Annotated in this window: 24 protein-coding genes; 5 read left to right on the top strand and 19 right to left on the bottom strand. The window is 35.6% G+C overall.

Annotation, left to right across the window (positions count from 1 at the left end):
* Nucleotides 1-111: 111 nt before the first annotated feature.
* The 4 genes from RV15_RS06690 to RV15_RS06705 all read right to left on the bottom strand — a co-directional run bounded on the left by RV15_RS06690 (nucleotide 112) and on the right by RV15_RS06705 (nucleotide 4,056).
* A complete protein-coding gene (locus RV15_RS06690; protein WP_071877278.1) occupies nucleotides 112-843 on the bottom strand; it encodes a LutC/YkgG family protein in 732 nt (243 codons plus the stop codon).
* Nucleotides 836-2,308, bottom strand: a complete 1,473-nt coding sequence (locus tag RV15_RS06695; RefSeq protein ID WP_071877279.1) for a LutB/LldF family L-lactate oxidation iron-sulfur protein — start codon at nucleotides 2,306-2,308, stop codon at nucleotides 836-838. Before RV15_RS06695 ends, RV15_RS06690 begins: the two co-directional genes overlap by 8 nt.
* Nucleotides 2,309-2,319: 11 nt before the next feature.
* Nucleotides 2,320-3,081, bottom strand: coding sequence for a (Fe-S)-binding protein (locus RV15_RS06700; RefSeq protein ID WP_071877280.1), 762 nt, complete (start codon nucleotides 3,079-3,081; stop codon nucleotides 2,320-2,322).
* Between the two features lie 237 nt (nucleotides 3,082-3,318).
* Nucleotides 3,319-4,056, bottom strand: a complete 738-nt coding sequence (locus tag RV15_RS06705; protein ID WP_071877281.1) for a cyclase family protein — start codon at nucleotides 4,054-4,056, stop codon at nucleotides 3,319-3,321.
* Between the two features lie 145 nt (nucleotides 4,057-4,201).
* Here RV15_RS06705 and RV15_RS06710 point away from each other — a divergent pair, with 145 nt between their 5' ends.
* Nucleotides 4,202-4,543, top strand: coding sequence for a hypothetical protein (locus tag RV15_RS06710; protein WP_071877282.1), 342 nt, complete (start codon nucleotides 4,202-4,204; stop codon nucleotides 4,541-4,543).
* A 1,063-nt stretch (nucleotides 4,544-5,606) separates the two neighbouring features.
* Here RV15_RS06710 and RV15_RS06715 read toward each other — a convergent pair.
* Both RV15_RS06715 and gdhA read right to left on the bottom strand, forming a co-directional pair.
* On the bottom strand, nucleotides 5,607-6,956 hold the full coding sequence (locus RV15_RS06715; protein ID WP_071877283.1) for a glucose-6-phosphate isomerase: 1,350 nt from the start codon (nucleotides 6,954-6,956) through the stop codon (nucleotides 5,607-5,609).
* A 241-nt stretch (nucleotides 6,957-7,197) separates the two neighbouring features.
* Nucleotides 7,198-8,544, bottom strand: coding sequence for an NADP-specific glutamate dehydrogenase (gdhA, locus tag RV15_RS06720; RefSeq protein ID WP_071877284.1), 1,347 nt, complete (start codon nucleotides 8,542-8,544; stop codon nucleotides 7,198-7,200).
* 138 nt (nucleotides 8,545-8,682) lie between these two features.
* On the opposite strand from gdhA, the gene RV15_RS06725 reads away from it, so the two are divergent.
* Entirely contained in the window at nucleotides 8,683-9,972 is a 1,290-nt protein-coding gene (locus RV15_RS06725; RefSeq protein WP_071877285.1) for a BaiN/RdsA family NAD(P)/FAD-dependent oxidoreductase, read from the top strand.
* A gap of 62 nt (nucleotides 9,973-10,034) precedes the next feature.
* Here RV15_RS06725 and RV15_RS06730 read toward each other — a convergent pair whose 3' ends face one another.
* Nucleotides 10,035-12,353 carry an Ig-like domain-containing protein gene (locus RV15_RS06730; protein ID WP_083429122.1) on the bottom strand — a complete coding sequence of 773 codons (2,319 nt, stop codon included), beginning with the start codon at nucleotides 12,351-12,353 and terminating at the stop codon, nucleotides 10,035-10,037.
* A gap of 228 nt (nucleotides 12,354-12,581) precedes the next feature.
* Here RV15_RS06730 and RV15_RS06735 point away from each other — a divergent pair, with 228 nt between their 5' ends.
* Nucleotides 12,582-13,019, top strand: coding sequence for a hypothetical protein (locus tag RV15_RS06735; protein WP_071877287.1), 438 nt, complete (start codon nucleotides 12,582-12,584; stop codon nucleotides 13,017-13,019).
* Between the two features lie 73 nt (nucleotides 13,020-13,092).
* Here the strand turns inward: RV15_RS06735 and RV15_RS06740 are convergent, their stop codons facing one another.
* The 7 genes from RV15_RS06740 to RV15_RS06770 form a co-directional block, all read right to left on the bottom strand.
* Complete coding sequence (locus RV15_RS06740) at nucleotides 13,093-13,794, bottom strand: winged helix-turn-helix domain-containing protein (protein WP_071877288.1); 702 nt, start codon at nucleotides 13,792-13,794, stop codon at nucleotides 13,093-13,095.
* Between the two features lie 56 nt (nucleotides 13,795-13,850).
* On the bottom strand, nucleotides 13,851-14,957 hold the full coding sequence (locus RV15_RS06745) for a WxLIP family cell surface protein (protein ID WP_071877289.1): 1,107 nt from the start codon (nucleotides 14,955-14,957) through the stop codon (nucleotides 13,851-13,853).
* A gap of 111 nt (nucleotides 14,958-15,068) precedes the next feature.
* Nucleotides 15,069-15,860, bottom strand: a complete 792-nt coding sequence (locus RV15_RS06750; protein WP_071877290.1) for a WxL domain-containing protein — start codon at nucleotides 15,858-15,860, stop codon at nucleotides 15,069-15,071.
* 60 nt (nucleotides 15,861-15,920) lie between these two features.
* Nucleotides 15,921-16,715 carry a WxL domain-containing protein gene (locus tag RV15_RS06755; RefSeq protein ID WP_071877291.1) on the bottom strand — a complete coding sequence of 265 codons (795 nt, stop codon included), beginning with the start codon at nucleotides 16,713-16,715 and terminating at the stop codon, nucleotides 15,921-15,923.
* Nucleotides 16,716-16,734: 19 nt separating this feature from the next.
* Nucleotides 16,735-17,469, bottom strand: coding sequence for a WxL domain-containing protein (locus RV15_RS06760; protein ID WP_071877292.1), 735 nt, complete (start codon nucleotides 17,467-17,469; stop codon nucleotides 16,735-16,737).
* A 13-nt stretch (nucleotides 17,470-17,482) separates the two neighbouring features.
* Entirely contained in the window at nucleotides 17,483-17,728 is a 246-nt protein-coding gene (locus RV15_RS06765) for a hypothetical protein (RefSeq protein WP_071877293.1), read from the bottom strand.
* Nucleotides 17,729-17,755: 27 nt separating this feature from the next.
* Nucleotides 17,756-18,148: an LPXTG cell wall anchor domain-containing protein gene (locus tag RV15_RS06770; protein WP_071877294.1), complete on the bottom strand. Its 393-nt coding sequence runs from the start codon at nucleotides 18,146-18,148 to the stop codon at nucleotides 17,756-17,758.
* A gap of 371 nt (nucleotides 18,149-18,519) precedes the next feature.
* On the opposite strand from RV15_RS06770, the gene RV15_RS06775 reads away from it, so the two are divergent.
* Nucleotides 18,520-19,992, top strand: a complete 1,473-nt coding sequence (locus RV15_RS06775) for a helix-turn-helix domain-containing protein (protein ID WP_071877295.1) — start codon at nucleotides 18,520-18,522, stop codon at nucleotides 19,990-19,992.
* A 72-nt stretch (nucleotides 19,993-20,064) separates the two neighbouring features.
* On the opposite strand, the gene RV15_RS06780 is transcribed toward RV15_RS06775, so the two are convergent.
* Nucleotides 20,065-21,459, bottom strand: coding sequence for a 6-phospho-beta-glucosidase (locus RV15_RS06780; RefSeq protein ID WP_071877296.1), 1,395 nt, complete (start codon nucleotides 21,457-21,459; stop codon nucleotides 20,065-20,067).
* A 204-nt stretch (nucleotides 21,460-21,663) separates the two neighbouring features.
* Here RV15_RS06780 and RV15_RS06785 point away from each other — a divergent pair, with 204 nt between their 5' ends.
* A complete protein-coding gene (locus RV15_RS06785) occupies nucleotides 21,664-22,659 on the top strand; it encodes a LacI family DNA-binding transcriptional regulator (protein WP_071877297.1) in 996 nt (331 codons plus the stop codon).
* 34 nt (nucleotides 22,660-22,693) lie between these two features.
* On the opposite strand, the gene RV15_RS06790 is transcribed toward RV15_RS06785, so the two are convergent.
* The 4 genes from RV15_RS06790 to RV15_RS06805 all read right to left on the bottom strand — a co-directional run bounded on the left by RV15_RS06790 (nucleotide 22,694) and on the right by RV15_RS06805 (nucleotide 26,085).
* Nucleotides 22,694-23,953, bottom strand: coding sequence for an ABC transporter permease (locus RV15_RS06790; protein WP_071877298.1), 1,260 nt, complete (start codon nucleotides 23,951-23,953; stop codon nucleotides 22,694-22,696).
* Entirely contained in the window at nucleotides 23,946-24,845 is a 900-nt protein-coding gene (locus tag RV15_RS06795; protein ID WP_071877299.1) for an ABC transporter ATP-binding protein, read from the bottom strand. Before RV15_RS06795 ends, RV15_RS06790 begins: the two co-directional genes overlap by 8 nt.
* A 116-nt stretch (nucleotides 24,846-24,961) precedes the next feature.
* Nucleotides 24,962-25,651 (bottom strand): DUF2812 domain-containing protein, encoded by a 690-nt coding sequence (locus RV15_RS06800; protein WP_083429123.1) that lies wholly within the window; start codon nucleotides 25,649-25,651, stop codon nucleotides 24,962-24,964.
* On the bottom strand, nucleotides 25,648-26,085 hold the full coding sequence (locus RV15_RS06805) for a PadR family transcriptional regulator (RefSeq protein WP_425429267.1): 438 nt from the start codon (nucleotides 26,083-26,085) through the stop codon (nucleotides 25,648-25,650). Before RV15_RS06805 ends, RV15_RS06800 begins: the two co-directional genes overlap by 4 nt.
* Nucleotides 26,086-26,101 lie beyond the last annotated feature (16 nt).

Consider the following 26,101-nt stretch of genomic DNA (forward strand, 5'->3'; position numbering starts at 1 on the left):
AGGAAACTTTTAACTCTTCTCTTAATAATTGGTTCAATTTCTGATTGTACCATAAATTAAAAATCAAAACTGAGCGTCATAGCTGAGTATTTCAACTCAGTTTCGACCAACTTACATATCTTTTACAACAACATAATACACAGCGAGTGGACCATGTAGTCCCACTACTAATTGCATTTCAATGTCCCCTGAGTTAGAAGGTCCCGAAATAAAATGAATCGCTGATCCAACTTTTCCACCTTTTGCTTGTTTTTGTGCATAGTAAGCTGCTGCTTGGGTAGAACGAGGAACAATTTTGCTCATCGGAATAATTGAAATATAGTGTTGTGGTAAGAAATGTAATGAACGACCTTGACCAGCGTTTGTTTCAACGACCACTGATCCTGATTCAGCTAATAAAAATTCGGCAAAGGCTATAGCAATATTTGCGCGTTGTGCATTGTCTATATTCGTCTCTCTGTGTTCTGAACCTTTTTGCCAAAACTTTAATTGTTCATTTTCCTCCCCAAAAGCTCCTTTTTGAGTAAATCTGTCTAACCCGTAAGTTGAAAAACGCTCATCGATCGGCAATAAAATTTTTCCTTGTCCAAATTCTTCGATTATCTGATTGATTGTAACCGCCAATTGATCTTTGGTTGTTTCTATCAGCTTCGTATTGATCTTTTCTACACGTTTTTTAGCAACCTCCAGCAATTCTTCAGGTGATTTATCTGCCAAGGTCGTCTCTGGCAGATCATTGATTGGATGAAATGGATGTGCTTTGACACTTTGTCGTTCTGTACCCAATTTTTCATTCAAATTCTTAAAAAAAGCAGCTCTATTTTGTATATTAGCATTAGTCATCTTTTTCACCTGCTTTATGCTTTTTATACCAACTTCTAAAATTCTCAGAACTTTTTGGTGGCCGCGGCAAATCTCTAACATCGGTCCAACCTTTAACAAGTCCAGGGCCTTTCGCTATATATCCACCATATTGAAACATATTGTCGACTGTGATCTCTTTTTTCTTACTTAACGGTGCTAAACCTACATGATCGACCTTCATAGCCATTTTAAATAAACTTGGCGTCGCAGTCGCTTTTCCTACAACTCTCATTTGGAAATCATCAAACCCATGCTGCATCTTCAATTCATCTGTCATGACTCTTCGATGTTCGATCAACAGTTCATGTAATGGTATTTTCACTGGACAAGTATCTGTACACGCACCACAAAGACTAGAAGCATAAGGTAATTCCCCAAATTGTTGATAGCCGCCCAAAACAGGTGATAAAACAGCGCCAATCGGGCCAGGGTAAATCGAACCGTAACCATGACCACCGATATGACGATACACTGGACAAACATTTAAACAAGAACCACAACGAATGCATTGCAATATAGGTTGGAAAGCCGTTCCTAATGCGTTGGAACGACCATTATCTAAGATCACAACATGAAACTCTTCTGGTCCATCAGACTCATCTTCATTTTTGATTCCAGCAAACGTTACATAAGTTGTCAAACTTTGACCAACTGCGCTTCGCGCCAATAGATTGTCTAATACTTCTGCTTCCTTCATACTAGGAACGATACGCTCCATCCCCATTAAAACAATTTGTGTCTTAGGAATACTGATTGTTAAATCTGCGTTCCCTTCATTCGTATTTAAATTGATCATCCCGCTGTCAGCAATCGCAAAGTTGCACCCTGTAATACCAACTTCTGCTTCTAAGAAAAATTTCCGCATAACTTCTCTGGCACATCTCGCTAAATTGACCGGATCATTATCCCCTTTATAACCTAGTTTTTCCTCAAACACTTGACGAATCTGCTCACGATTTTTATGAATACTAGGGAAAACAATATGGGATGGTTCATCCCAATCATCCATCTGCAAAATAAATTCAGCCAAATCAGTTTCCATGACGCTTACACCATCCAACGCCAATAACATTGGATCAATATCAACTTCTGTGGTCACCATTGATTTTGATTTAACAACTTTTTTAGCGTTTTTAGCTAACACGACTTGTTTGACATATTCACTTGCTTCTTCTGCACTTTGAGCAAAAAAGACTTTTCCACCTTGTTCCGCTACCTTGTCACTAAACTGTTCTAAATAGTCTGGTAAATAAGAAATAGTATGTTGTCTAATCTGTTCGCCTAAGGCTCGCCACTGTTCCCAATGACCAAGTTCCTCTCTAGCACCTTCACGTTTGATCCATTGATCATCTTGCGCTTTGGCTACAGCTTTTTGCATGAAAACATCTTTTTTACTATCCTCTAATCGTTCTTTAAATGGTTTTGAGCTGGTTGTTAATCCCACGATTTTTCCTCCTAGATAACTGTCATTCGTTTTGGCTGGTCACAGCGTTCGTTGTTCACTTGTTGATTTAGCACTTCTGCAATATGCATGATTTTGATCAGTTTACCGTCTCGATTAAATTTACCACCGATATTCATCAAACAACCCATATCTGCGCTGATTAAAATCTCTGCTCCAGTATCAATCACGTCATTCATTTTTTCTGTAACCATTTGTTCAGATATTTCCGGCATTTTTACGGAAAATGTCCCACCAAACCCACAACAGTTTTCAATATGGTTTAATGGCACCATTTCTAATCCCTCAACATGATCTAATAAAATAAATGGTGCTTCCCGTTCTTTCAAAATTCTCGTCATATGGCACGAACGATGGTAGGTCGCTTTAGCCTTTAATGAAGCTCCAACATCGGTCACACCTAACACACGATAGAGAAATTGACTGAACTCAAACGACTTTGCAGCTAACGCTTTAGCTTTTGGACCATAGATCGGATCGTCTTTTAAGAAATGTTGATACTCTCTCAACATCCCTACACAAGAGCCCGCCGGTCCAACAACATATTCTGCCTCCTCAAAGCAATCGATTTGATTTTTTAACGTGGCATAACTTTCTTCAACATAGCCGCTATTATACGTTGGCTGACCACAACAGGTTTGATTATCAGGTAGCGAAGTTTCACAGCCTAAACGCTCCAAAACCTCAACCATCGCCTGTCCTACATTTGGAAATAGTAAATCAACAACACATGTAGAAAAAATACTAACTTTCAAAAAAATGCCCTCCTCGTAAAGTTGTACGAAAAGGGCAAATCAGTTATCTATATAGTCAAAAATAACATTGGCATATACATCCGCCTTTACCTAAGTAAAAACGATCACTCGTCCCGTTATCATACAACTTAGAATCAAAATCATTTTGTAATAATTATTGCACAATAATAATTCTAGCAATGATAGGACTGTTTAGCAATCAATTTCTGTATGCTTTTTCGCATACTTTTATTTTACTTAATCTGGCACGATTGCAAACGAACGAACAGGAAATCCTGGTGCATTCACTACATTGGGAAAACTGGTTAGAATAATACTACCAACAGGTGGAACCTGTTCTAAATTACACATTACTTCAACTTGATATTTATTTTGTTTTAACCAATAATATTCAGCCAATAAACCATTATTTTTTCTAAAATCTACCGCACTGTCTGTATCTAACGTCTCATGACCAATCGCTGTAACATTACGGACCTCACTAAGATACTTCAAAGCTTCCAGACTCCAACCTGGTGTATGAGCATTGCCATCTGAATCAACATTATAATACTCTTCTGTAGAACCCCAACGATTAGACCAGCCGCTTGCAAAGGCCACAAAGGCTTCTTCAGGAAGTGAGCCAAACTCTGCTTCAAAAGCTAAAATATCTTGGAGTGAAATGCAATAGTCATGATTTTCATTGACTTCTTTTTCCTTATGGATAACATATAGTGGTAAGACTAGCTCTTTTAATGCTAACTCATGTAGATAACGTTTCCCCTGTGCAAAATGAATGGGTGCATCAATGTGTGTGCTATATTGCGTTGGAAAAGTGTACTCTTTGGCAAAAAAACCGTCTTCATTGATCTTAAACAATGTTTTTTCCCGTGATGCGTTAAAAGCACTAAAACGCGGAATTTTATCATGTATTGCATGACTTAAGTCAATCCACTTCTTTTCTTTCAAACAATTCATTGCGTCCAATGTATTCATACGTTCTCCTCCATTTTTTCCAAATATATGGTTTGAGTTTGATTATAATCAAACTTAATTACTAATATACAAGAAAAATAGATGACTGTATACGTAACATTTGATAAACTGAATAAGAATAGGATTATAAAGGAGGATCACCATCATGTTTATCTCATTTGGCATGTTTATTGGTTTAATTATATTAACGATCATTATGATTGTATTGATTATTTATTTGACATTTACAGGCGGTAATAAAAAAGCACGTCGTAAAAACATTCTTCAAGCAGAAGAAGCTGCTAAAGAGCGGTTAGCTCAGAACGATAGTACTATGTCACAACAATCAAATAACTTACATCAGAATGAATCGAATTACCATGACGATTTTAGGCAAGAACTTGACACAGAGAATCATTATTACCAAGAGTCAGATTCAGAAGAACCTATTGAGGACGATTACTCATTACATGTTCTTCCTTACCCAAAAGATGATGACTTCAAATAGGTAAAAACCGTGCAAACTCACAATTGAGTTTGCACGGTTTTTATAGTATAAAATCGAAAAATTGAAATTATAAAAATAAACAATTGCTGTATTATGTGATACTGACCAAATGATTTGACTTTAAAACATTCTATTTCTATAATTTGGGAACACTAGAGAAAAAGGATTGATGAAATGGACTTTCTTCTAAACGAAAAAAGTAAAAAGAAAATAGAGCTCTTTACTGAATTACTATATAGAGATGACGAAGAAATATCTTTTTCTTATTTACAGTATTTCCTAAATGTCTCTTTGAGTACATTAAAGCGTTATTTTGATGAGTTAGATGTTATATTTCTGAAATAGATACTCTACAGGACCAAGTTAGGCTTTATGATTCGTTTCCAAGATCACAGCCTTTGATCAAAGACTGTGATTTATTAATTGAGGAATATGAAAAATTCTTTTATCCTAATTTAACTATGGGAAAAGAACAAAAAGCCATCGCCTTCTACTATTCACTTCTTGGACTAATTCAAGCGACTTACTTTTCAATAAGTTCATTTCAATTTTTTAGAGCTTCGTTTACTTACGAATCTCAAAATTCGTTGTCAATTAAAGTAAACTCAAAAGTTCAACGATTCTATACGTCATTCCGAGAAAATAATCTGGACATTACTATTCCCACTTCATTTAATTTTGGAATGAAGATCTTGTTAACTGTTTTAACAGAAACCTTTTAGTCCAATCTGTCTCTGTTTACATTCAATATTCAAGAAATAACTTAGGTACAGTTTACATAAAAAATAGATTGAATACTATTTTCAACCCTAAAACATTCTATTTTTAGGATACTATTGAACAGGCTGATCTGATAATCACAAACTGTTTTGAACTCAGAATAACTACAAGCAATCTAAAGTTTTTCTATGTGTCAAACATATACAAGGAACCAACTTAGTTTGAGTTATTTTCGTGCATTCAAGCGTTTTTATTTAAACCTGAATAAATTCAAAAATACCGAGGTCAAGACATAACTTGTAGAGTTATGTCTTGACCTCGGTAATTTTTTAATAAACTTATCTTACAGACGTGCGTTCAATTCTTTTGCTAGGTCTTCAAAACCTGGTTTACCAAGTAGAGCGAACATATTTTTTTTGTATGCTTCTACACCTTCTTGGTCAAATGGATTTACACCATTTAAATAGCCTGAAATGCCAACAGCAATTTCAAAGAAGTACATAACATAACCTAATGAATAAGCATCCATTGCAGGAATTTTAACAATCATATTTGGCACTCCGCCATCTGTATGAGCAAGTAGTGTTCCTTCGAAAGCTTTTGTATTTACAAAGTCGATTTCTTTTCCTTGTAAATAACCAAGACCATCTAAATCTTCTGTAAGTTCAGGAATAGAGATAACATGACGCGGTGTATCAACTTTAACAACCGTTTCAAATAAGTTACGCATACCATCTTGAACATATTGACCCATTGAGTGCAAATCAGTAGAAAAGTCCGCCGCTGCTGGGAAAATGCCTTTTTGATCTTTACCTTCTGATTCACCGAAAAGTTGTTTCCACCATTCAGAGAAGTAGTGCATTCCTGGTTCGTAGTTGATCAACATTTCAGTTGTTTTCCCTTTACGATATAAGATATTTCTTAACGCAGCATATTGGTATGCTTGATTTTTGCTTAAATCAGTTGTTGATGCATATTCTTTACGCGCATCATTAGCCCCCGTCATCAAGGCATCGATATCGCCACCACTAACTGCAATTGGTAATAAACCAACTGGCGTTAATACAGTGAAACGTCCACCAACATCATCAGGAATCACGAATGTTTCCCAACCCTGCGCATCCGCTTCAACTTTAACAGCGCCTTTAGCACGGTCAGTTGTGGCATAGATACGTTTATTTGCTTCTTCTTTACCATATTTTTTGATCAATAATTCTTTGAATACTCTAAATGCGATAGCAGGCTCTGTCGTTGTACCTGATTTAGAAATCACATTTACTGAGAAGTCACGATCACCAATAACATTGATCAAATCAGCTAAATAAGTTGAACTAATACTATTTCCAGCAAAGAAAACTTGCGGTGCTTTTCTTTCGACTGCGGGTAGTAAATTGTTAAATGAATGATGTAAAAATTCAATCGCTGCTCTTGCACCTAAGTAAGAACCACCAATACCAATTACAACTAAAACTTCTGAATCGGATTGGATTTTTTCAGCCGCTTTTTTGATGCGATCAAATTCATCTTTATCATAATTTTCTGGTAGATCGATCCAACCAGTAAAATCACTCCCAGCTCCAGTTCCTTCTCTTAATGCTTTGTCTACTGCAGTCACTTGTGTCTGCATATACTCCAATTCATGATCAGCAACAAATGGCGTCAAATTGGAATAATCAAATTGAATGTGTGACATTCCGTCTCCTCCTTGAAATTAAACTTAATACACTCACTACTTTACGTTCTTTTTATGCTTTTTTCAAGCAAATTATGACTGTCTGTACCAATTTTATTTTAAATCAGTTAAAAAGCCTCATTTATAACACAAATCCAAACATCTTTTAATCCGAATTGGTCTATACAACATTAACGTCCATCCGAAAAAATAAAGAATGATCATGACCAAACGCATCACTCTCATTCTTCATTTCTTTAAGCTAAACTAACCCTTGACTTAACATCGCTTGTGCTACTTTTTCAAACCCTGCAACGTTTGCTCCTAAGACAAAATTATTTGCAGCGTCATATTTATTCGCTGTATCACGGCATGTTTCGTAAATATTTTTCATAATATCATCTAGCATGCCATCAACTTTTTCAAATGACCAAGATAAGCGTTCTGAGTTTTGACTCATTTCTAATGCAGAAACAGCTACCCCACCAGCATTTGCGGCTTTACCAGGGCAATACAAGACACCTGCTTTATCAAGTACTGCAACAGCCTCTAGCGTACATGGCATATTCGCACCTTCAGCTACGACTTTTCCACCATTTTTGACTAAAATTTCAGCTTGTTGCTCATTGATTTCATTTTGCGTCGCACATGGTAAAGCAATATCGTAAGCTACTTCAAAGTCCCAAACTGATTGACCATCATAATACGTAGCATCTGAATGTGTCTCGACATATTTAGCAATACGTTCACGATTTTTCTCTTTTAATTCTTTGACTAATTCAACATCGATTCCATTTGGATCATAAACAAACCCGCTTGAATCAGAACATGTCAGTACCGTTGCACCTAGTTCTTTGGCTTTTTCCATTGCGTAAATTGATACATTTCCGCTTCCTGAAACAACAACTTTTTTTCCTTTAAATGAGTCATTTGAGTCACTCAATAGATGTTTAACAAAGTAAACACAACCATATCCTGTAGCTTCAGTTCTCGCTTCACTCCCCCAATAGCCTAAAGGTTTACCAGTTAGAACACCTGCATCATAATTTCTCAAACGCTTATACATACCGAATAAGTAACCGATCTCTCTTGCACCAACACCAATATCACCTGCGGGTACATCTGTGCTCGGTCCAATATGTTTTTGTAATTCTGTCATGAAACTTTGACAAAAACGCATGACTTCAGCATCTGATTTCCCTTTAGGATCAAAGTCACTACCGCCTTTGCCCCCACCAATCGGCAAACCTGTCAAGCTGTTTTTAAAGATTTGTTCAAATGCTAAAAATTTCATCACACTTAAATTCACGCTGGGGTGAAAACGTAAGCCACCTTTGTAAGGACCAATCGCAGAATTATACTGGACACGGTAGCCACGGTTGACTTGCCAATTGCCTTGATCATCTTGCCAAGGAACTCTAAACTGTAAAATTCTCTCTGGTTCGATCAAGACACCTAAAATATTGGCTTCAATGAAGGCTGGATTTTCTTTTAAAAATACCTCAACCGTTGGTAAAAATTCGTCAACTGCTTGCAAGTATTCTACTTGCCCTCGATCGTTTTCATGAATCTTTTTTTGAATTTCTTCCACGTACTGTTTTGCTTCCATTTAATCACCCTCTCATCGTTATAATCCTATTTTAACCTAAATTCTGAAAATTTCCACAATTTTTTACTATGAATTGCAAAAAAAATAGAAAAAGTTTTGAAAATTGTGTTAAAATACCATTGAAATGGAGGAGAATTTATGAAATCATTCGACGTGATTGTTGTCGGGGCAGGTACTAGCGGTATGATGGCCGCTATCGCAGCAGCTAAAGCCGGCAGTAATACTTTATTAATAGAAAAAAACAAACGTGTTGGGAAAAAACTCTTATTGACTGGTGGTGGTCGTTGTAACGTGACCAACAATCGACCAGCAGAAGAAATTATTGCCCATATTCCTGGAAATGGAAAGTTTTTATATAGTGCTTTTTCACAATTTAACAATTACGATATTATGGAGTTCTTCGAATCAAACGGAACCCATTTAAAAGAGGAAGACCATGGTCGGATGTTTCCCATCACAGATCGCTCAAAAACGATTGTCGAAACATTATTTAACCAATTAGAGCAACTTGGCGTTACCATCTACACTGAAGCAAAAGTTGAAAAGATTCTGCATAAAGACAAACAAGTGATTGGCGTCGCTATAGAACACGAGAAACTCTATGCTCCTTGCGTCATTCTAACAACTGGCGGCAGAACCTACCCGTCCACAGGGTCAACAGGTGATGGCTATAAGCTTGCAAAACGATTAGGTCATACAATTAGTCCGTTGTACGCAACGGAATCACCTATCCTATCTAATGAGCCTTTTATTCAAGATAAAACGTTACAAGGTCTTTCCTTACAAGACGTTTCACTTTCTGTTTTAGACAGTCAAGGAAAAGTCCTCGTTGAACATCAAATGGATCTTTTATTTACTCATTTTGGTATCTCTGGCCCAGCTGCTTTGAGATGTTCTAGCTTTATTAATCAAGAATTGGCTAAAACCGACCAACAACCAGTCACATTACGACTAGATATTTTCCCACAAAAAAGCGTACAGGAATTGAGCGGCGAAATCAAAAAAAGACTTTTAGAGCAATCCGAAAAATCATTAAAAAACGCCTTGAAAAACTTAGCTCCTGAGCGTCTATTAGATTTCGTCTTAAGCGAGCTCGGTCTTTCTGACAGCCAAGCCAAACAAGTCTCGGAGAAACAACTAGATCAACTCGTTCAACACTTAAAGTCTTTTTACATCAAAGCTGACAAGACGCTACCGATTGAAAAGTCTTTTGTAACCGGTGGCGGCATCTCCTTAAAAGAAATCCAACCAAAAACAATGGAAAGCAAATTGGTCAACGGTTTGTTTTTCGCAGGTGAGTTATTGGACATTAATGGTTACACGGGCGGTTATAACGTGACGGCTGCTTTTGTTACTGGACATGTTGCCGGAACCCATGCGGCAGCTATTGCTGAATATACGTATTTACCACCTCTGGAGACAGAATAAACAGATCATACAGAAAAACCTCAACAAAAAGTACTAGTAACTTTGTTGAGGTTTCATTGTATTTATGGTCCATTTTCCAGCGTCCAAACTATTTGAGTTCCATACTCTTCATTAGAACGAACCGTTCCTGGCAAGACATTCAAGTATATCGCTTGTTGCTCTAATTGATTAAACTTCAATGGGATTTTTCCATTCCGTCCATTTCTATCTGAATATAGTTCCGTCGTCATTTGATCACTTAGCGGTTGTTCAATCAGTTGATTGTTTGCGTCAAGTTTACGTAAGTTTATAGTACTTTTAGTCTTTTTGCCACTCTTAGTCTGTAGCGGTTGTGACAATTTAGCCATTAAGCGCCAATCTTTTATAAGAAAACGACTATCATCGATTAGAAAATCAATACTTTTTTGCGGATAAATTTCTTGAATTTCAGATTTAATTGTTGGCACACCGAAGGAGATAGGTGCTGCAACTTGATCAAAATCTAACTTTCCAGCAGAAAGTGTCACAGTTATCGTTTTTTTCAACTCACCTAAACTAAATGTTACCTGATAACTTCCCGGACTTTTACGCATGCTTGAATGATTGACCGCGAGCTGATCTGTTTTATTCTCACCAGTAGTTGTTTGCCAGACTCCAGCCTGGCTATTTTTTAGCAAAAACTGGATTTGTTCTTCACTTTTATCTGGAAAATCAATGGCCAAACTTGTAAAATCAGCTGTATACAACATATGCTCGCCGTCATCGATTGTTTCTTGGTCTTTAACGAAAATCGGTACAATGATTTTCAACGTATTCTTGGCTTTATCCATTAGCGTAAGTTCTGCTGTGGAAAAACCAACTTTTGTGAGATCTGGTGCTTTTGTCAACGAAACATTCACATGCTGACTGCCAGCATTATCATAAATGTTGGTTAACAATTTATCCAATGAGGGTAATGCTTCTCCAAGAGTCAACACTTGTTTTACAGGATCTGCCACAGGGGCTGTTGTATCTTTTATTTCTTGAGATACAGACTTCTCACTAATATTTCCGGAACTATCAGTTGCTGTGACATAATAATTAGCATAGGGAACCAGTGGCTGCTTATTAGCTGGTATCGCTAATGAATAGGTGCCATTTGTTGTCGCTGTTCCTTCTAAGAATAAGATATTCTTACTAGCGTCATAGACTTTGATAACTGAACTTTTTTCCCCTGTTCCTGAAAAGACTGTATCAGTATCTTTTAAATGTTCTAAAGTAGGCTGAGCAGGAGGCGTTGTATCTAAGACCGTTTTTGTTTGTACTGTTGATTTACCATGAAGCATACTGACTACAGTGATTTTTTCAAGATATTGAAAATGACTGTCCTTGGGCAGTGAGTAGCTGAATTTCCCTGTTCCATCTGCTCTAATTTGATATGTTCTAATATCCCCCTCAACCTCAGAATTTAAGGTTCCTTTTGGGATGTCATTTCGTCCAGAGAAGTTTAAAAAGGCATTCGGGTAAGTAACACCAATAATTGTACTACTATGGGCATCCTGCAGGTTATCCACCAAGTTTTCGATCGTCAGCTGGGTATTTACTGTGTCTAATAAACTTTGGGCTTTCGTTAGTTTTGTCTCTAGAGCAGTCACCACTTTTACATCTAACAGTTCTTTGATTTCATTCACAATTTTTTTAGTTTCAGTTATTTTTTTCTGGGTCACACTCAATTTGAGCGCGGTTTGACTTTTGTCGGTAAATAATGCATCAACAGAAGCTGTAATGCCATTCACTTCATCGGTAATATCTATCAAAGACGGATTCTTTAGCTCGCCAGTTGCTGAGTTAGAAGCAGCCCCATAAGGAATACCATAATTAGTAAATTCTAAATTTACTATCCCCCTGTTTGCTTTAAAACTATAAACAACTTCTTTGGAGTAACCGTCCGATAAATAAAATCGATCACTTTTTACTTCTCTATCCCAGTCGTCTTTTATTTTAAATTGATATTCGCTTGACGCACCTTTAACCGTTGTAATTGCTTGTAATACACCGCGAAACTGATAATACTTTTCGCTTTTAACTTGAATAGCATTTTGTTTTAAAATTAAGTAACCTGAGTTTATCCGCAAAGATACTGAATCCGCAGTAACTTTAGCTGCACCTATAGCGCCGCTCCCCCACGCTACACTTATATCTGTCCATTGATCTGTAATCACAGTATTCGACTCTACAATACCTCCCGAGCCATTATTATAGTAAGGTTTCCAATTCGTTGTTAATAAATTGACCGCTCTTAGATTACTTGAATCGGCAGCTTGTATTTCATAACTCTTATTTTTTAATTCTTTTACACTATAAAAAATACCCATTAAGCAGATAATTAGTGTTAAAGTTATGATTTTTTTTCTTTTTATCATTTTTCCACTCCTCATATTAATGCCTATAATAATTAGTCTGCCCAACAACCTATCGATCTTAAGTTAATAAAAAAGATTCAAGTATGAACTATGAATTTCAAATTTAAATACGTTCGATGTAACATGAAATACGACTTTAGCACGAGAAAAAGGGAACAATAAATCAGCCTTTTGTTTGATTCATTTTTCTGGCTTTCATGGGAAAATAGTTTAAAGAGGTGATCTATCATGAAAATCAAATTACAACGACAAACAACATGGGGCTGTGTGAGACACTTTACAGTTTATAAAAACGGCATCCAACAAGGCAAATTATTTAACAATATCCCAACTGAGTTAGAAGTTAAGACAGGCGATACACTTGAATTTAGAGAAGGGATTTTCCGTTTTTCTCAAAAAATCATCGTAACACCTGACATCAAAGAGGTTTCGATCACAAACAGCAATCATCTTCAGCAATTATTCGCACTCTTCATTATTTTGTTTTTGGCAATCTCTTTGCTTTGTCTTTCAATCGATTCTTTAAACGTTTTTTTAGCTATTGAAGTTGCAACTTTCGTTATTTTGAATCATTTATTTCGTTATCGTTCTTATCAATTTAGCGTTGAAACTAGCCAACCATTGCGCTCCTTATTAAAGTCTCTAACTTCAGCCAAGGTCGCTTGACTATACTTAGAACTGTTCAAATCTATAGCCAGGTTTGAATGGTTTTAATTTTGATTACAGTAAATAAACGATGTTAATACTGGAATTCTTTTTCATAGCTATCGGTATCTAAAATATACCCAATAGAGCGAATCGTTTTTACTTGAACAGGTGAATTCTTCACGTCAGAAAACTTCTTTCTGACGTGAGAAACAAGGTTGCAGACCCGATTCTTCTGTAACTCCTCCGGTCCTTTCCCCCACACACCTTGATAAATATCTTCATAGGTGACTGTTTCGTTCCTTTTTTTATATAAAATAGTTAAAGCTAAAAATTCTTGTCTGGTTAAATTAATTTCTTGATTTTTATTGATTAGCACGCACGATTTTTTCGGAATCATCTCAAACGAGGAGCCCTGATCTTTTTTCTCAACAGTTTCTTTCCTAATTCTTTTTAAAATATTTTTTACAATTAAATCTAGTACATCAGCATCTTCAGAAAAAACGCCATCTGCTCCAAGTTTTAAATAAACCATTTGAGAAGTAAAAACGGTTTGCTCTTTGTCTGAGAGGATCAGGACGTAGATATTAGATTTTTTTCGAATTTCTAATAACGATTCACATATGTTGGTAAAATTGAGTTCGACACTTTCTTCTATTATAAGAACATCTAATATAGCTAAATCATCTAAACAAAGTTCTTCAATTAGCTCAAGTGAACATTGTTGGTCTATGTCCAATATTTTATAGTAGTTATTTTGAGGTCTTCTTAATGAAAAATAACCTATATTATACATATTACATTTCCCCTATATATTAAATTTGTTAATACTCAATTAATAACCCTTTAAAATTAGCTATCTCTTTTATTTTTAGTATTATTTTTTTGTCTATTCTTTGATTTTTTTCTTTTTGCTGCATTAGCTCTTAATTTTTTTCTTTTTTGCTGTTTCTTTTTACTGATGTATTGACTAAACGCAAATGTAATAATCATCAACAGTACAGCTGCGGCTACTCCCCCAAAAATATACCAATTTGTAGGATCAACCTTTAATTCAACTGCTTGTTCATTCAGTTTTTTTGCGTCTTTTTGGCTTATTTCAAAATCTTTAGACCATTTCCATTTTTCAGACCCATTAGACACATTCATGTGTAATGTATATTTTCCTGCTTTAAATTCTTCATTCTCCCAACTCGTTCCAAAGTTAAAGTTAGAATTTGGTGCCATCCGAATGCCAGGCTTTTTTTGTTCGAATAATGTTTCTTTGCTACCTTTTTTAGTTACTCGAGCATCAACTTCCAGCTTTTGGATAATCACGGGCTGTGTATTTTGAATATTCGCCTTCAAAACATTTCTATAGTTGACCTGAGATGGTTGTATTTTACCTAGCAGCAAATCTGGTTTAATAACATTGTCATTTTCTCTAATCAATACACCAATTGCAAAAGCAAAGCGATTTTTAATCTGCACGCCTGAGTTATCTTTATTTTCTTTTGTTTTGTCTTCTTTTTCAGTAAAATGAAGACCACCTAAAATGACACCATCCAATTCTTCATCAGGCATTGTCACCTTTACTTTTAACGTTTTTGAGCTTTTGGCTGGAATCGTGCTTTCTTTTTCTACTTCACTAATGATGGAAAAAGGTGCTTTTAGTGTTTTATCCAATGTAGGATCTGAATTGCTATAATCAACGATGCCATTATCATTGGTAATTGCTGTATTCGCATAATTTTCCACGGTGACTTCTTTGTCTAAAGGATTATTCATCAAAACTTCTAATTCCTGAACTTGACCAGGCTTCATCTTCAAATCAAAATAAGTTTTTGTTTTATCTATTTGATTCTCAGGAATGACCGCTGTTACAGAAAAATTCATGGTTCCATCTTGTGCTGAAGCTTTTAGTGGAGCCAGTCCTATCATGATGATCAAAAGTAAAAGTGATACTATTCGTTTATTCATTACTAATTTCTCCCAACTTGCATATGTTTGAATGTATGTTCTTACATTATTGCTTATGTAAGAATCAATCATTGCTACAATGATTGATTCAATTGATCTGTTTAGTTACACTTAAGGTGCTGTTGGTGTTGATGAAAGAGTCCAAGTGATTGTTGATTTGTATTCTTCCGTAGCATCTTTCTTGGAATCAGCAGGCACACTAAGCGTAATATTAGGATTTGTATCTAGATTTGAAAACTCAGTTGTTTTGTCTTTGCTAAATACAGCAGCCCAAGAACCCATCCCTTGATTTACTTCTGCTTGGATAAACGTTTGGGGTATCGAATTTAATGTTATATTTGTATTAAGCGTCCCAGGCTTAAGGGTTTCACCTATAACAGCCGTAGAAAATTCTGAATGACCTAGTGTTAAAGTAGCTTTTAAATCTGCTTTTGGATCTTTTGTACCTTGAAATGCAGTAGCTGATGCTGTTAACTGCCAGCCTTCATTCGTTCCTCTGTTGTCTGTTACTTGTACATAATGAGGTACGTATTTACTTTGAAGAGGTTCTGTCAATTTCCCAGTTTTATCTAGTAAATTAACTTTGGGATACACCGGATGATACTTCGCAGCATTACCTGACATTGTCACTGTACCAAACTTAAAGTTTGGCGCAAAATCAACCCTTAATGGCCCTTTCGTTCCTGTTGACCCTTCACCTGTATCTGGTTTCACTCCATCACCACCTGGATTAGTTGGATCGATTGTGTTTCCTCCATTATCAGCATCTTGTGCTTCTGATTTGAACTTTACAGTTGCATCAGTTGTCGGTGCTGCAACTTGCTCAGCGAAGGCTGGTGAAGCTGCCCCTAAAATAAATGTACTAATCAATAGCGCAGAAGCGATTGTTGTTGTCTTTTTCATAATTAATTTCCTCTTTTCTATTTTTAATATCGTTGTTTATGCTTTTGTTATTTTCTGACTTTAAGGTGTCACTTCTGGAGTATCTGATGATTTTTCTGGAGCATCTACTAATGTCCATGTCAACACGGTTTTATAGGCAGCATTTGTTAGTTTTGCAGTATCACCAGGGATAGTCAAGGAAACACTTTTCGCTGCTTGTTCATCCGTATCGCCTAATGTATAGTGCCAAGTCCCCATTCCTTTACCTGCAGATGCATTAACGACTGTGACAGCTGGACCGCCAGGCTCAAGCGCTACTTTTCTACCTAGCGGAGCAAATGCTGCGCCCTTTTGTGTAGACTTTAACGTTGGATTATCAAGCGTTAATTTAGCGCCTTCAAGTGTAGAACCATTTGCTTGGAATTGTGCATCTTGTTTAAGCTGTAACTGCCAACCGGCATTCGAGCCACGATTATCAGTAATCTGAACATAGTTTGGTACTTTTTTGGCTTCTAAAGTGTCTTTTAGTTTGATTTCTGCTAATTTCGCATAATAAGTTGCTGTATTACCAGAAACCTTAACGGAACCAAAATTGATTTTTGTGATATAGTCGATTGTTAAAGGTCCTACCATCCCTGTATCACCTTCACCCGGTTTTACAAGTTCTTCACCACCAGGCCCAACTGGAGGTGTCACTTCCGTTTCATTTTGCTCAAATGAAATTTCAGCTTCTGATTTTGCCGGATCCACAATTGTCATTGGTGGTTTCACTTCGTCGCCTGTTGTATCAGCAAATGCTGCTGGAGTTCCTAGTAGTAAACTTGCAAATGTTACTAAACCTGCAGTCGTTAGTGTTAAATTCTTTTTCGATATCATGTTTTTTCCCCTTTTACTTTTAGATTGGTGTATCAATCAACTCCCAGGTTAAGGAAGTTGTATAGTTACCTTTTTTCTTTTCGCTTGTTCCTGGAACACTGACTTGTATGCTTGTTTTACTTTCTTCGCTATCTTTTCCAAACATAACTAACCAAGTTCCTTTACCCGTTTTTTCGGTAGACTTAGCCATTTCTGTTGGTTCTCCGCCTTCTGGATCAAGACGCACACTCTCTGTAGCAATGGGTTTGCCTCCATTGTTTGGAGAAAACAGCGTAATATTTTTTAACGATATTTCAGCTCCTTTCAATGAGTGTGTACCATTTTTAAGCTGCCCATTTTGTTTAATCGTTAAACGCCATCCAGAATTTTTTCCTCGATTATCAGTTATTTGAAGGAAATTTGGGACCATTTCTTCAGTCCCATCAGATAACTTTTTTATCCGCATCAATTTTGCATAATAAAGATCATTTTTCTGCGATCCATCATGTTCTCCAAAAATAACATGTGGGGCAAAATCAACACTCAATGGACCTGACGTTCCAGGACGAATGGGAACTGACGAAACTATTTCTACTGCCTCACCAGGTTTGTCCCTATCGATAGGTGGAGTAATATCACTATTTTCTGTATATAAAATTTCTGCTTCAGATTTATTTTCCACCGCTCCATCTGCAAAAACTACCGGCACCTCTACACAAACTCCCCCTAACAGCAGCGCCATAAAAACAATAAATTTTCTCATGATTTTTTTCATTTCCCCTCCCCTTTCACCATGGAGCACCTTCAGTCGTAGGGCCAAATCCACGATCGATTATCTTATTGTAATCTGGATAAATAGGCACTGGATTATTCACATCTGAATTTGATAACCAATCCAGAGTATATTTCGCATCATTTCCAGCATAAGCACTTGCAGTTATCTCGGTAGAAAGTTGATAGTAATGACCAGGAATTGTATGAATTGTGCTTTTCACAAGTCCAAGAATACTGAGGTTCCCGTTGATATCAAACAATACATTTTCTTCAGCTTTTTCTTCCTATTATTTGCGTAATCTTTTACATATATTGGAGGATTTAAAAATGAGTAAAATGAATCCAGTAGTCAAAATTAAAAAACCAAAAAATAAATAGAAATTATTATTTTCAGATCCAGTACTTGGTAATACTCTGCTAATAACTGACTTCTCGGACTCTGCTTTTGAGTATTGCGTCTTAGCTTTAGATGCGCTAGTACTACTTTCAGACGTTGTATCTGTACTGCTGTCAGAGGTGGTCGTCGTACTTTCGCTACTAGCAGCTGCTACATCACTGTTAAACGTTAAACCAATTTCAGTGTCGTAATTAACAGCGTTTACCGCTTTAGAACTTTGGAGTAACGACACCATAATAAAAGTAATACTAAGCAGAATCAAAATAAAAGTTTTATGTTTCATAATACCTCCCTTTTTATCTTCAGCTCTCCTTTTGTTTCAAAAAAATATTATATATATATCAAACGAAGATTATCTAAATATCTTTTTTTAACCTTCTGAAGAATTTAAGTAATTTTTTTCTCTTTCGTATTACTTTATTATCATAAAACATAAAATTTTTTTTTGAAAATCCAAAACTGAACACATTTCAGTCCTCCTTTAGATAAAATAACAAAATTATATGAATAAACACTTTCCAAACGGAATTAAATATATATAAAAATAACAAATACAAAACAAAAATTCTTGTTTTTGATTATCGATTCATTGACTTTGATTTTTTTCTACTCTATAATTCCACGGAAAACTACTAACTTAAAGGACGTATATGAATGGAATTTTTTTTAAATGATAAACACAAGAAAAAATTAGAACTTTTTAAAGTATTGATTTTCGAAGATGGTGAAAAAGTTCCTTTCACCTATCTCCAACATTATTTAGATATCTCATTAAGTACTTTAAAACGTTACTTTAATGAATTAGAAACAGATATTCAAAATAATCATGACTTAAAAATGATTGCTTTTGAAAGAAATACGGGAGGTTTTCAAGTAACCAATCATTCAGATTTTAAAATTGATTATCTTGTTGTTCATTTAAGGCTCTATTACTTAAATGAATCGTTACAATTCAAAATTATTTCCAGTATTTTTACTAAAAGTTATTTAACTGCAGATGAATTAGCAGAAGATTTATTTGTAAGCATTCCTTATCTTTACAAGCAGATCAATACATTGAACGAACAACTTAAAGGTTTTCATATAAAAGTGATTTTTCATTCAGATCAGAATTTGTGTGGAGAAGAAAAACATTTAAGAATGTTTAGTTTTTATTTTTATTGGAATGCCTATAGAGGGATTCTTATTCCTTTTGAATCGGAACTCAATAGTGTTTTTACATGTCCTGATGTAGTGGAAAGTTTGAAAAAACGCTACTCTGCCTCTGTCATTAAACGAATAAAGTTAATGTTAGGAATCACTTTTATGAGGCAATATAAATACCCAATAATTTTACCTAAAGAAATAAAAAGCATTCTACAACCATTTGAAATTACGACAGAAATTTCGAGCATTGTGAAAAGGTATTTCATATCAGAAGATGAGCATCTATTTTTTAACTTGATGCTTAGAAGTTTCATTTCTGATATCGATTCTTCAAAAGAAAAAGTCATACTTTTTAACACCTTTCCAAGAACATCTACTTTAGTTTTTTCAAGTGAATTACTAATCAATGAATATGAAAAAAGTTTTTATCCTACAACTCTCATGAATCCCCAAAAAAAAGCAAGCATATTTTATTATGTTCTTATCGGGTTAGTTCATTCTAATTATTTTGAAATCAATCCAATGAACTTTTTTAGGCAAGTAATGATCAATGAGCAAGACAATACAGAATTTCTTAAAAAATATATAAAAAAACATCCTAAAAATTTTAGTTTTTATAAAAATTTTAGAAAAAACCATCCTGAATTTACCATTGATTCCTCGTTTAATTTGGGCATTTATATGTTATTGACGATCTTAACCGATATGTTTTTACTTCCTACAATCACTATTTACATTCAGTACAGCAGTAATAATTTTGGCTCCATCTTTATTAAAAATAGGTTGTTAACACTCTTTAACCCTGAAACTATCACCTTCACTAACCAATTAACTGAGGCAGATATTGCGATTGTTGACAACTTTGAAGTGCATGAAGAAAAGGAAAAGAAAAAATTTTTCTTTATAAATAGCTTTCTTGATGAAAGAATGTGGTTTGAGCTTATTGTATTTATTCAAAAAAACCTTTTAAATAGCAATTAAAAAATATTTTTACGATAAAAAAGCGACTAAGATCTAACTCTTGGAGTTAGATCTTAGTCGCTTTTTTATATTTTAGTTACTTTTCATCAATTCTGTTACATATGCCACCGTATCTGGTTGCTCTGCTTCAATCTTTGCAATAGCTGCAGAAAAGTTTGGTAGATGATCTTTGTGCGCGATCAATAGCTCATCTAGTAATGTTTTAGCCATTGCGCCACCTGGAACTAATGGGTTGATCGTAAATGCATGCAATGCTGCACCATAGTCTCCATCAATAGCAGCACGAATCACTGTTTCTTCCATGCCTTTCATTACTTGAATAATACCACGAGCAGCTGGTGGGAAAGCACCCCAATTATAAGGCTCATGTCCATGAGCTGTTACAGGTCCAGAAACTTCAACGACACAATCGTATGGTAAATCAGTGATTGTTCCATTATTTTCAGTTGAAACAACCATATCTGTACGTTTATCATTATGGATCGATGCGATCAATTCACAGGCTGCATCGCTGTAGTGTGTACCACCACGTTGTTCTAATTCTTTTGGTTTGTAATCTAAGTTCGGATCTTTATAAAGTTCAAACAGACGAGCTTCCGTTTCTTTAACGACTTGTGCTCTTGTTTCTCCTTTTTCAAATTCTTCAATTGAATGTTTCAGCATTTCATCTTCGATATAATAATAACGGTGATAGCCGCAAGGCAACATCCCTAAGTCTTTGATTTGTTCATAATGGAATGGTGCGTTATGGATATTTTTCAAGTGACTTTCAGAGTCTTCTTGCGGTCCATAAATTAAGTCGATCAATTCTTGTGTTCGTTCATTTCCTTGTTTATCCCAAACACGGTGCCAATGGAAGTGATTGATCCCAGCAAACTTGAAGAATAAATCATCTTCTGGAATACCTAATTTTTCAGCTGCTTGTTTTCTGTGACCAATCGGTACATTACACAACCCAGCCGTTTTTTTCCAACCGCCATGCTTGATTGCCGCTTCTGTAACCATGCCAGCTGGGTTTGTAAAGTTAACCAACCATGCGTCTGGGCATAATTCTTTCATGTCTTCAATAATACCAAGAATAACAGGGATTGTTCGGAACGCTTTAAACATACCACCTGCTCCGTTTGTTTCTTGTCCTAAAACGCCATGCGATAAAGGAATACGCTCATCTTTGATACGTGCGTCAAGTAATCCTACACGGAATTGTGTTGACACAAAGTCAGCATCTTTTAATGCTGCACGACGATCTAAGGTTAAATGAACTTCCCAGTCCAATCCAGCTGCTTTGACCATGCGTTTTGCCATGGCGCCAACTGTTTCCAATTTTTCTTTACCTGCTTCAATATCGACTAACCAAATTTCTTTGATTGGTAGCTCATCTTTTCTTTTAATATATCCTTCGATTAATTCTGGTGTATAACTTGAACCTCCACCAATTGTTGCGATTTTTAAAGCATCTCTTGTCATGTGTTTCCCTCCTGATTTTTTGTTCAGAATATGTTCTGACATCGTTTACATTTACATCATAATGTGTGGGAATGTTCCCATGTCAAGGTCTTTTTTTAATTAATTTATGTTATACTTAAAAAGTGAGAGAACTTTACTGTTAAAATTGTACTTAAGAAAGTAATTAAAACCTATCTACAATCATTCAATAAACGAGGTGTGCTGATGACCACAATTATCGATGTCGCAAAAAAAGCGCAAGTATCAAAGTCAACTGTCTCCAGGGTAATTTCGGGAAATGGCTATGTTAGTAAAGACAGCCGTGAAAAAGTTTTAGAAGCAATGGAAGCGTTATCCTACTCACCTAACTTAATAGCACGAAATTTACAAAGTGGCGAAACCAAAACGATTGGTTTTCTTGCTCAAGGTTATATGGATCCTTTAGGAATTTTTCTTCAAAGCTTCATCTCAATTGCGAAGAAATATAATTATTATGTAACATTATATTTTACCGATGGAGATAAGAAAAAAGAGATTGAAGCCTTAAATCAAATGAAGTACAAACAGCTTGATGGTGTATTTATCTTAACTCGAGCCAATAAATGGGAAGTCATTGAACCTTACAGTATTTATGGGCCGATTGCTACTTGGCATCGGATTGATTCTGAACGAATTTATTCTTCATACGTCGATCATTATTCTGGTTACCTAAGATCACTGCATTATTTGTATCAACGGGGTTACCGCTCAATTGGTCATGTTCTGGGAAATGTTGAAAATCTGAATACAAAAGCAAGACTTAAGGCTATTGAGGATTTTCACAAAGAAATAAATATTCCAGTCAAAGATGAATGGATTTTTCATGATCAATCCAGAATCGATAACGGGCAAAATATCGCTCAACTATGGCATGAAATGGTTAACAAAACGGATGCAATGGCTTTTTATACAGATTCTGTTGCTGCCGGCTTTATTTCTGAATTACAAACATTGGGCTACTCGCCCCCTGAAGATGTTGCTGTTATTGGTTTTGACAATAGTGAAATCAGTCGCTTGATGCATATTACAACTGTGGACTACTCGATTAAAAGCCAAGCTGAAAATTCATTTATTTATATTCATAACCAACTGAATAAAGAAACGATTCCGCAACAAGAAATGCGTGTTCAACTGATTGAAAGAAATACTGTGCCGTTAAGACTACAAGAAAAAAAGCAGTGAAGAAATGCTTCATTGCTTTTTTCTGGTGTTTAGGCTATTTTTGGCGTTCATTTCTTAAAATCGAAATCGATTGTTTTAGAGATTTTAAAACGCCGCCTTCACTATAAACCAATACATTTGATTTATAGAGTTTCGCTGAAAATAGGGTCAATAATACGCCGAAAACGAAAAGAATCACAACAGAAATCATCGCTCCAGTGTTTGTTACCGTTTCATTTGCTAAACGAATTGGCATGATAAAAGATGAAATCAGTGGAATATAGGAGGTAACTTTGATCACGATATTTTGTGGGTCACCCATACCTAATGAAATCCCGATAAAGTAACCAATCATCGCAATATAAATAATCGGTTGAACTGCTTTTGCTGTATCTTCGGGTTTGGATACCAAAGATCCACACAAAGCAGCTAACACTGAGTACACGAAGACTCCTAACACAAAGAATAGCAAAGTATAGATTACGAAGCTACCCAGTAGATTAGTCGAGGAAAGGCCCTCTAATAAGCCTTTTACCATATCTAAGTCTTTTAATTGTGTGTAGCCGATTCCAAATGCTCCAGCATAAATCACGATTTGAGTAAGAGCGACTAAAATGACGCCAGTCAATTTTCCATAAAAATGCGTTTGCGCTTTGGTACTTGATAAAATAACTTCCATGATTCGAGTCCCTTTTTCAGAGGCTATTTCTTGTGCAATGATTGACGCATACGTGATGATAATAATCCAAAGAATAATTGTGATAATAAATGATAAAGCCGACTGGATCGCTGTGTTATCTTGGCCTGTTGTCATTTTTCCTTTGTCATCAAAACTAACCTTACTCTTTTCAAAATTCGCCGGTTGACTCAAGCTTTCCACCTGTTCAGATGTTAAATTCAATTTACTCGCATTCAACGATGACTGAAGTCCGTTGAGCATTTGACTCATCATCAATTCTGTCGTTGTACCTAAAGAAGATTCTGTATATAATTTCCCTTGAATTTGTTGCTTTGCAGTATCCAATACTAGAAATGCTTCGATATCTTTATCCTTTAACTGTTTTTCAGCATCTTCTTGCGATGAAACAACTTTAAACGTATACTCATCTGTTTTTGACTTTGCTAATTGTTGCGCTAACTCCTGATTGTCTGAGACAAGGCCAACCTTTGTTTCCTCAGAAAATCCGTCTGCCAGTGAACCTGCAACATAAATAATTCCCATAACAATAAAGGGTACCAGTATCATAATAGCAAAGGAAATAGTTTTAACATTCTTTTTATAAACATCACTTGCTATGATCCAAAATTTACTCATTTGGCTCACCTGCTTTCATCTTGAATATTTCTTCTAAGGTCGGTGGTTGCTGATTAAACATTGGAATGTAGCCAAATTGAGTTGCACGTGCAAAAATTTCTTGGCCCGCTTTTGGATCACTCAAGGTTACTTCAACGACACCATCAGCACGTTTTACTGCTGATTGTACTCCGTCTACCGCTAAAACATCTTCTGGGGTCAAAGGGGATTCTAAGAAGACCTTTGTACGTCCAAAACTTTCACGGATCTCATGAACTTTCCCATTAAGCACCATCTCACCACTTCTTAACATTACAAGATGATCACAAATTTTTTCAACATTATCCATATTATGACTAGAAAAAATTACACACGAGCCTTTTTCTTTCAACGCGATGATCCCATCTTTTAACAACTCTGCATTCACTGGATCCAAGCCACTAAATGGCTCATCTAAAATAACCAATTTTGGTTCATGAATCAGTGTAGCGATCAGTTGAACTTTTTGTTGATTTCCTTTAGACAATGATTTTACTTTATCTGTTTTTTTACCTTTAACTTTGAACTTTTCCATCCATTCATCAATTTTAGGTTCGATTTCCTTTTTTGTCTTCCCTCTTAATTCAGCAAAGTAAATCAATTGCTCTTGAATCGAGACTTTTGGATATAACCCACGCTCTTCTGGCAGATAACCGATATCATTGTAATCTTTCCCACTTAATTGATGTCCATTCCACAATACCACACCACTATCTTGGGTTAAAAAGTCCAAGATCAAACGGAAAGTCGTCGTCTTGCCTGCTCCATTTTGACCGATTAATCCAAGGATTTTGCCATCTGGGATTTCAAAAGACATATTATCTACGGCTGTATAGTCCCCAAATGTTTTAACCAAATTCTTTACTTCTAACATTTTCCGTCCTCCTGTATTCAAATTAAATCAACTCTTTATAAAAAAAGTGAATTATTCATTTTATTGGGCGAAGATTTCTTCGATCCTTTATAAATTTTATCATGTATCAATAGTTTTTAAAAAGAATTCTTTAATAAGATACTAAGTAGCACACCTACGACAAAACCGATGATTGTTAAAAATATAGCATCTCTAACAATTTTTTGTCTTTTCGCAAAACGCTCTGGCTGATTATAATATTTTGTGCGATCACTGTAGATAACTAATGAAAAAAGCACACTGATGACTACGCCAATCGGCAATGCTGTAAACAACGTACCTAAAAACAGCAAAGTACCTCGAACAACTATGTTTGATAACATACTATTTTCAGTTGCTTTTGTTAACAAAAGCAACACCAGAAGACCAATTCCCACAGGTAAGTAGATAAGCGTCCGAACCAATAGCCACAGCCATTCCTTCTTCATACGAATCCAGTAACTTTCGGAATCGGAATAAATCGTTGGCGTATCACAATCAGCTTTAAAATAAAAATATTTGTCTTTATAATTCGTTATATATTCCCAACCAGCCTGTTCATAGATTACCAAATATTCAGACAATTCTTCCGATGAACCATCAAAAAAATCTACCGAGAACGCTTTTTCTTCCGATCGTCCTTTTTCAAAGACAAGAAAACCAGCTTGATTCATTTTTTTAAACTGCCAACCCTTTTCTGCTTGCTTTTTTAAAACTTGCATTTCTTTCTCAGGATAAAATGCAACCCCTCTAGAACAAATATATTTTTTCCCCTTAAACATGTTCATTCATTTCTCCCTTTTTCAGCTAACAGACGGTTTCCAGCTTGGTAAAGAAGTTTACGACGCTTGATATCTCGCTTTAAATTTTCAAGACCCTTCTCCGTAATTAAATAGATCTTCTTTCGTTCACTGCTCTCCTCTAATGTAATCAATTCACTTTTCTGTAACTTTTTTAAAATTGTATACATACTTGCAGGACCAATATCTACCTGCCCGTTTGTTAAACTGTTCACTTCTTTCATGATAGCGTAGCCATGTTGCGGTTCTAGCAAGGCCAGTAGAATCAAATAAGTGGAATCCGTCAGTGTATCTTCCAAGATATCTTGCCCCTTTATATCATTCAGTGATATATCATCTAATGATATAGTATCGCGTGTTACTAGCTGTGTCAAACTTTTTCTCAGAAACAAGCGTTTTTCTTGACAAGTTTTTTTATACATAAAAACGAAAAAAACT

It is taken from the genome of Enterococcus silesiacus, assembly GCF_001886225.1.
Taxonomy (GTDB): Bacteria; Bacillota; Bacilli; order Lactobacillales; family Enterococcaceae; genus Enterococcus_L; species Enterococcus_L silesiacus.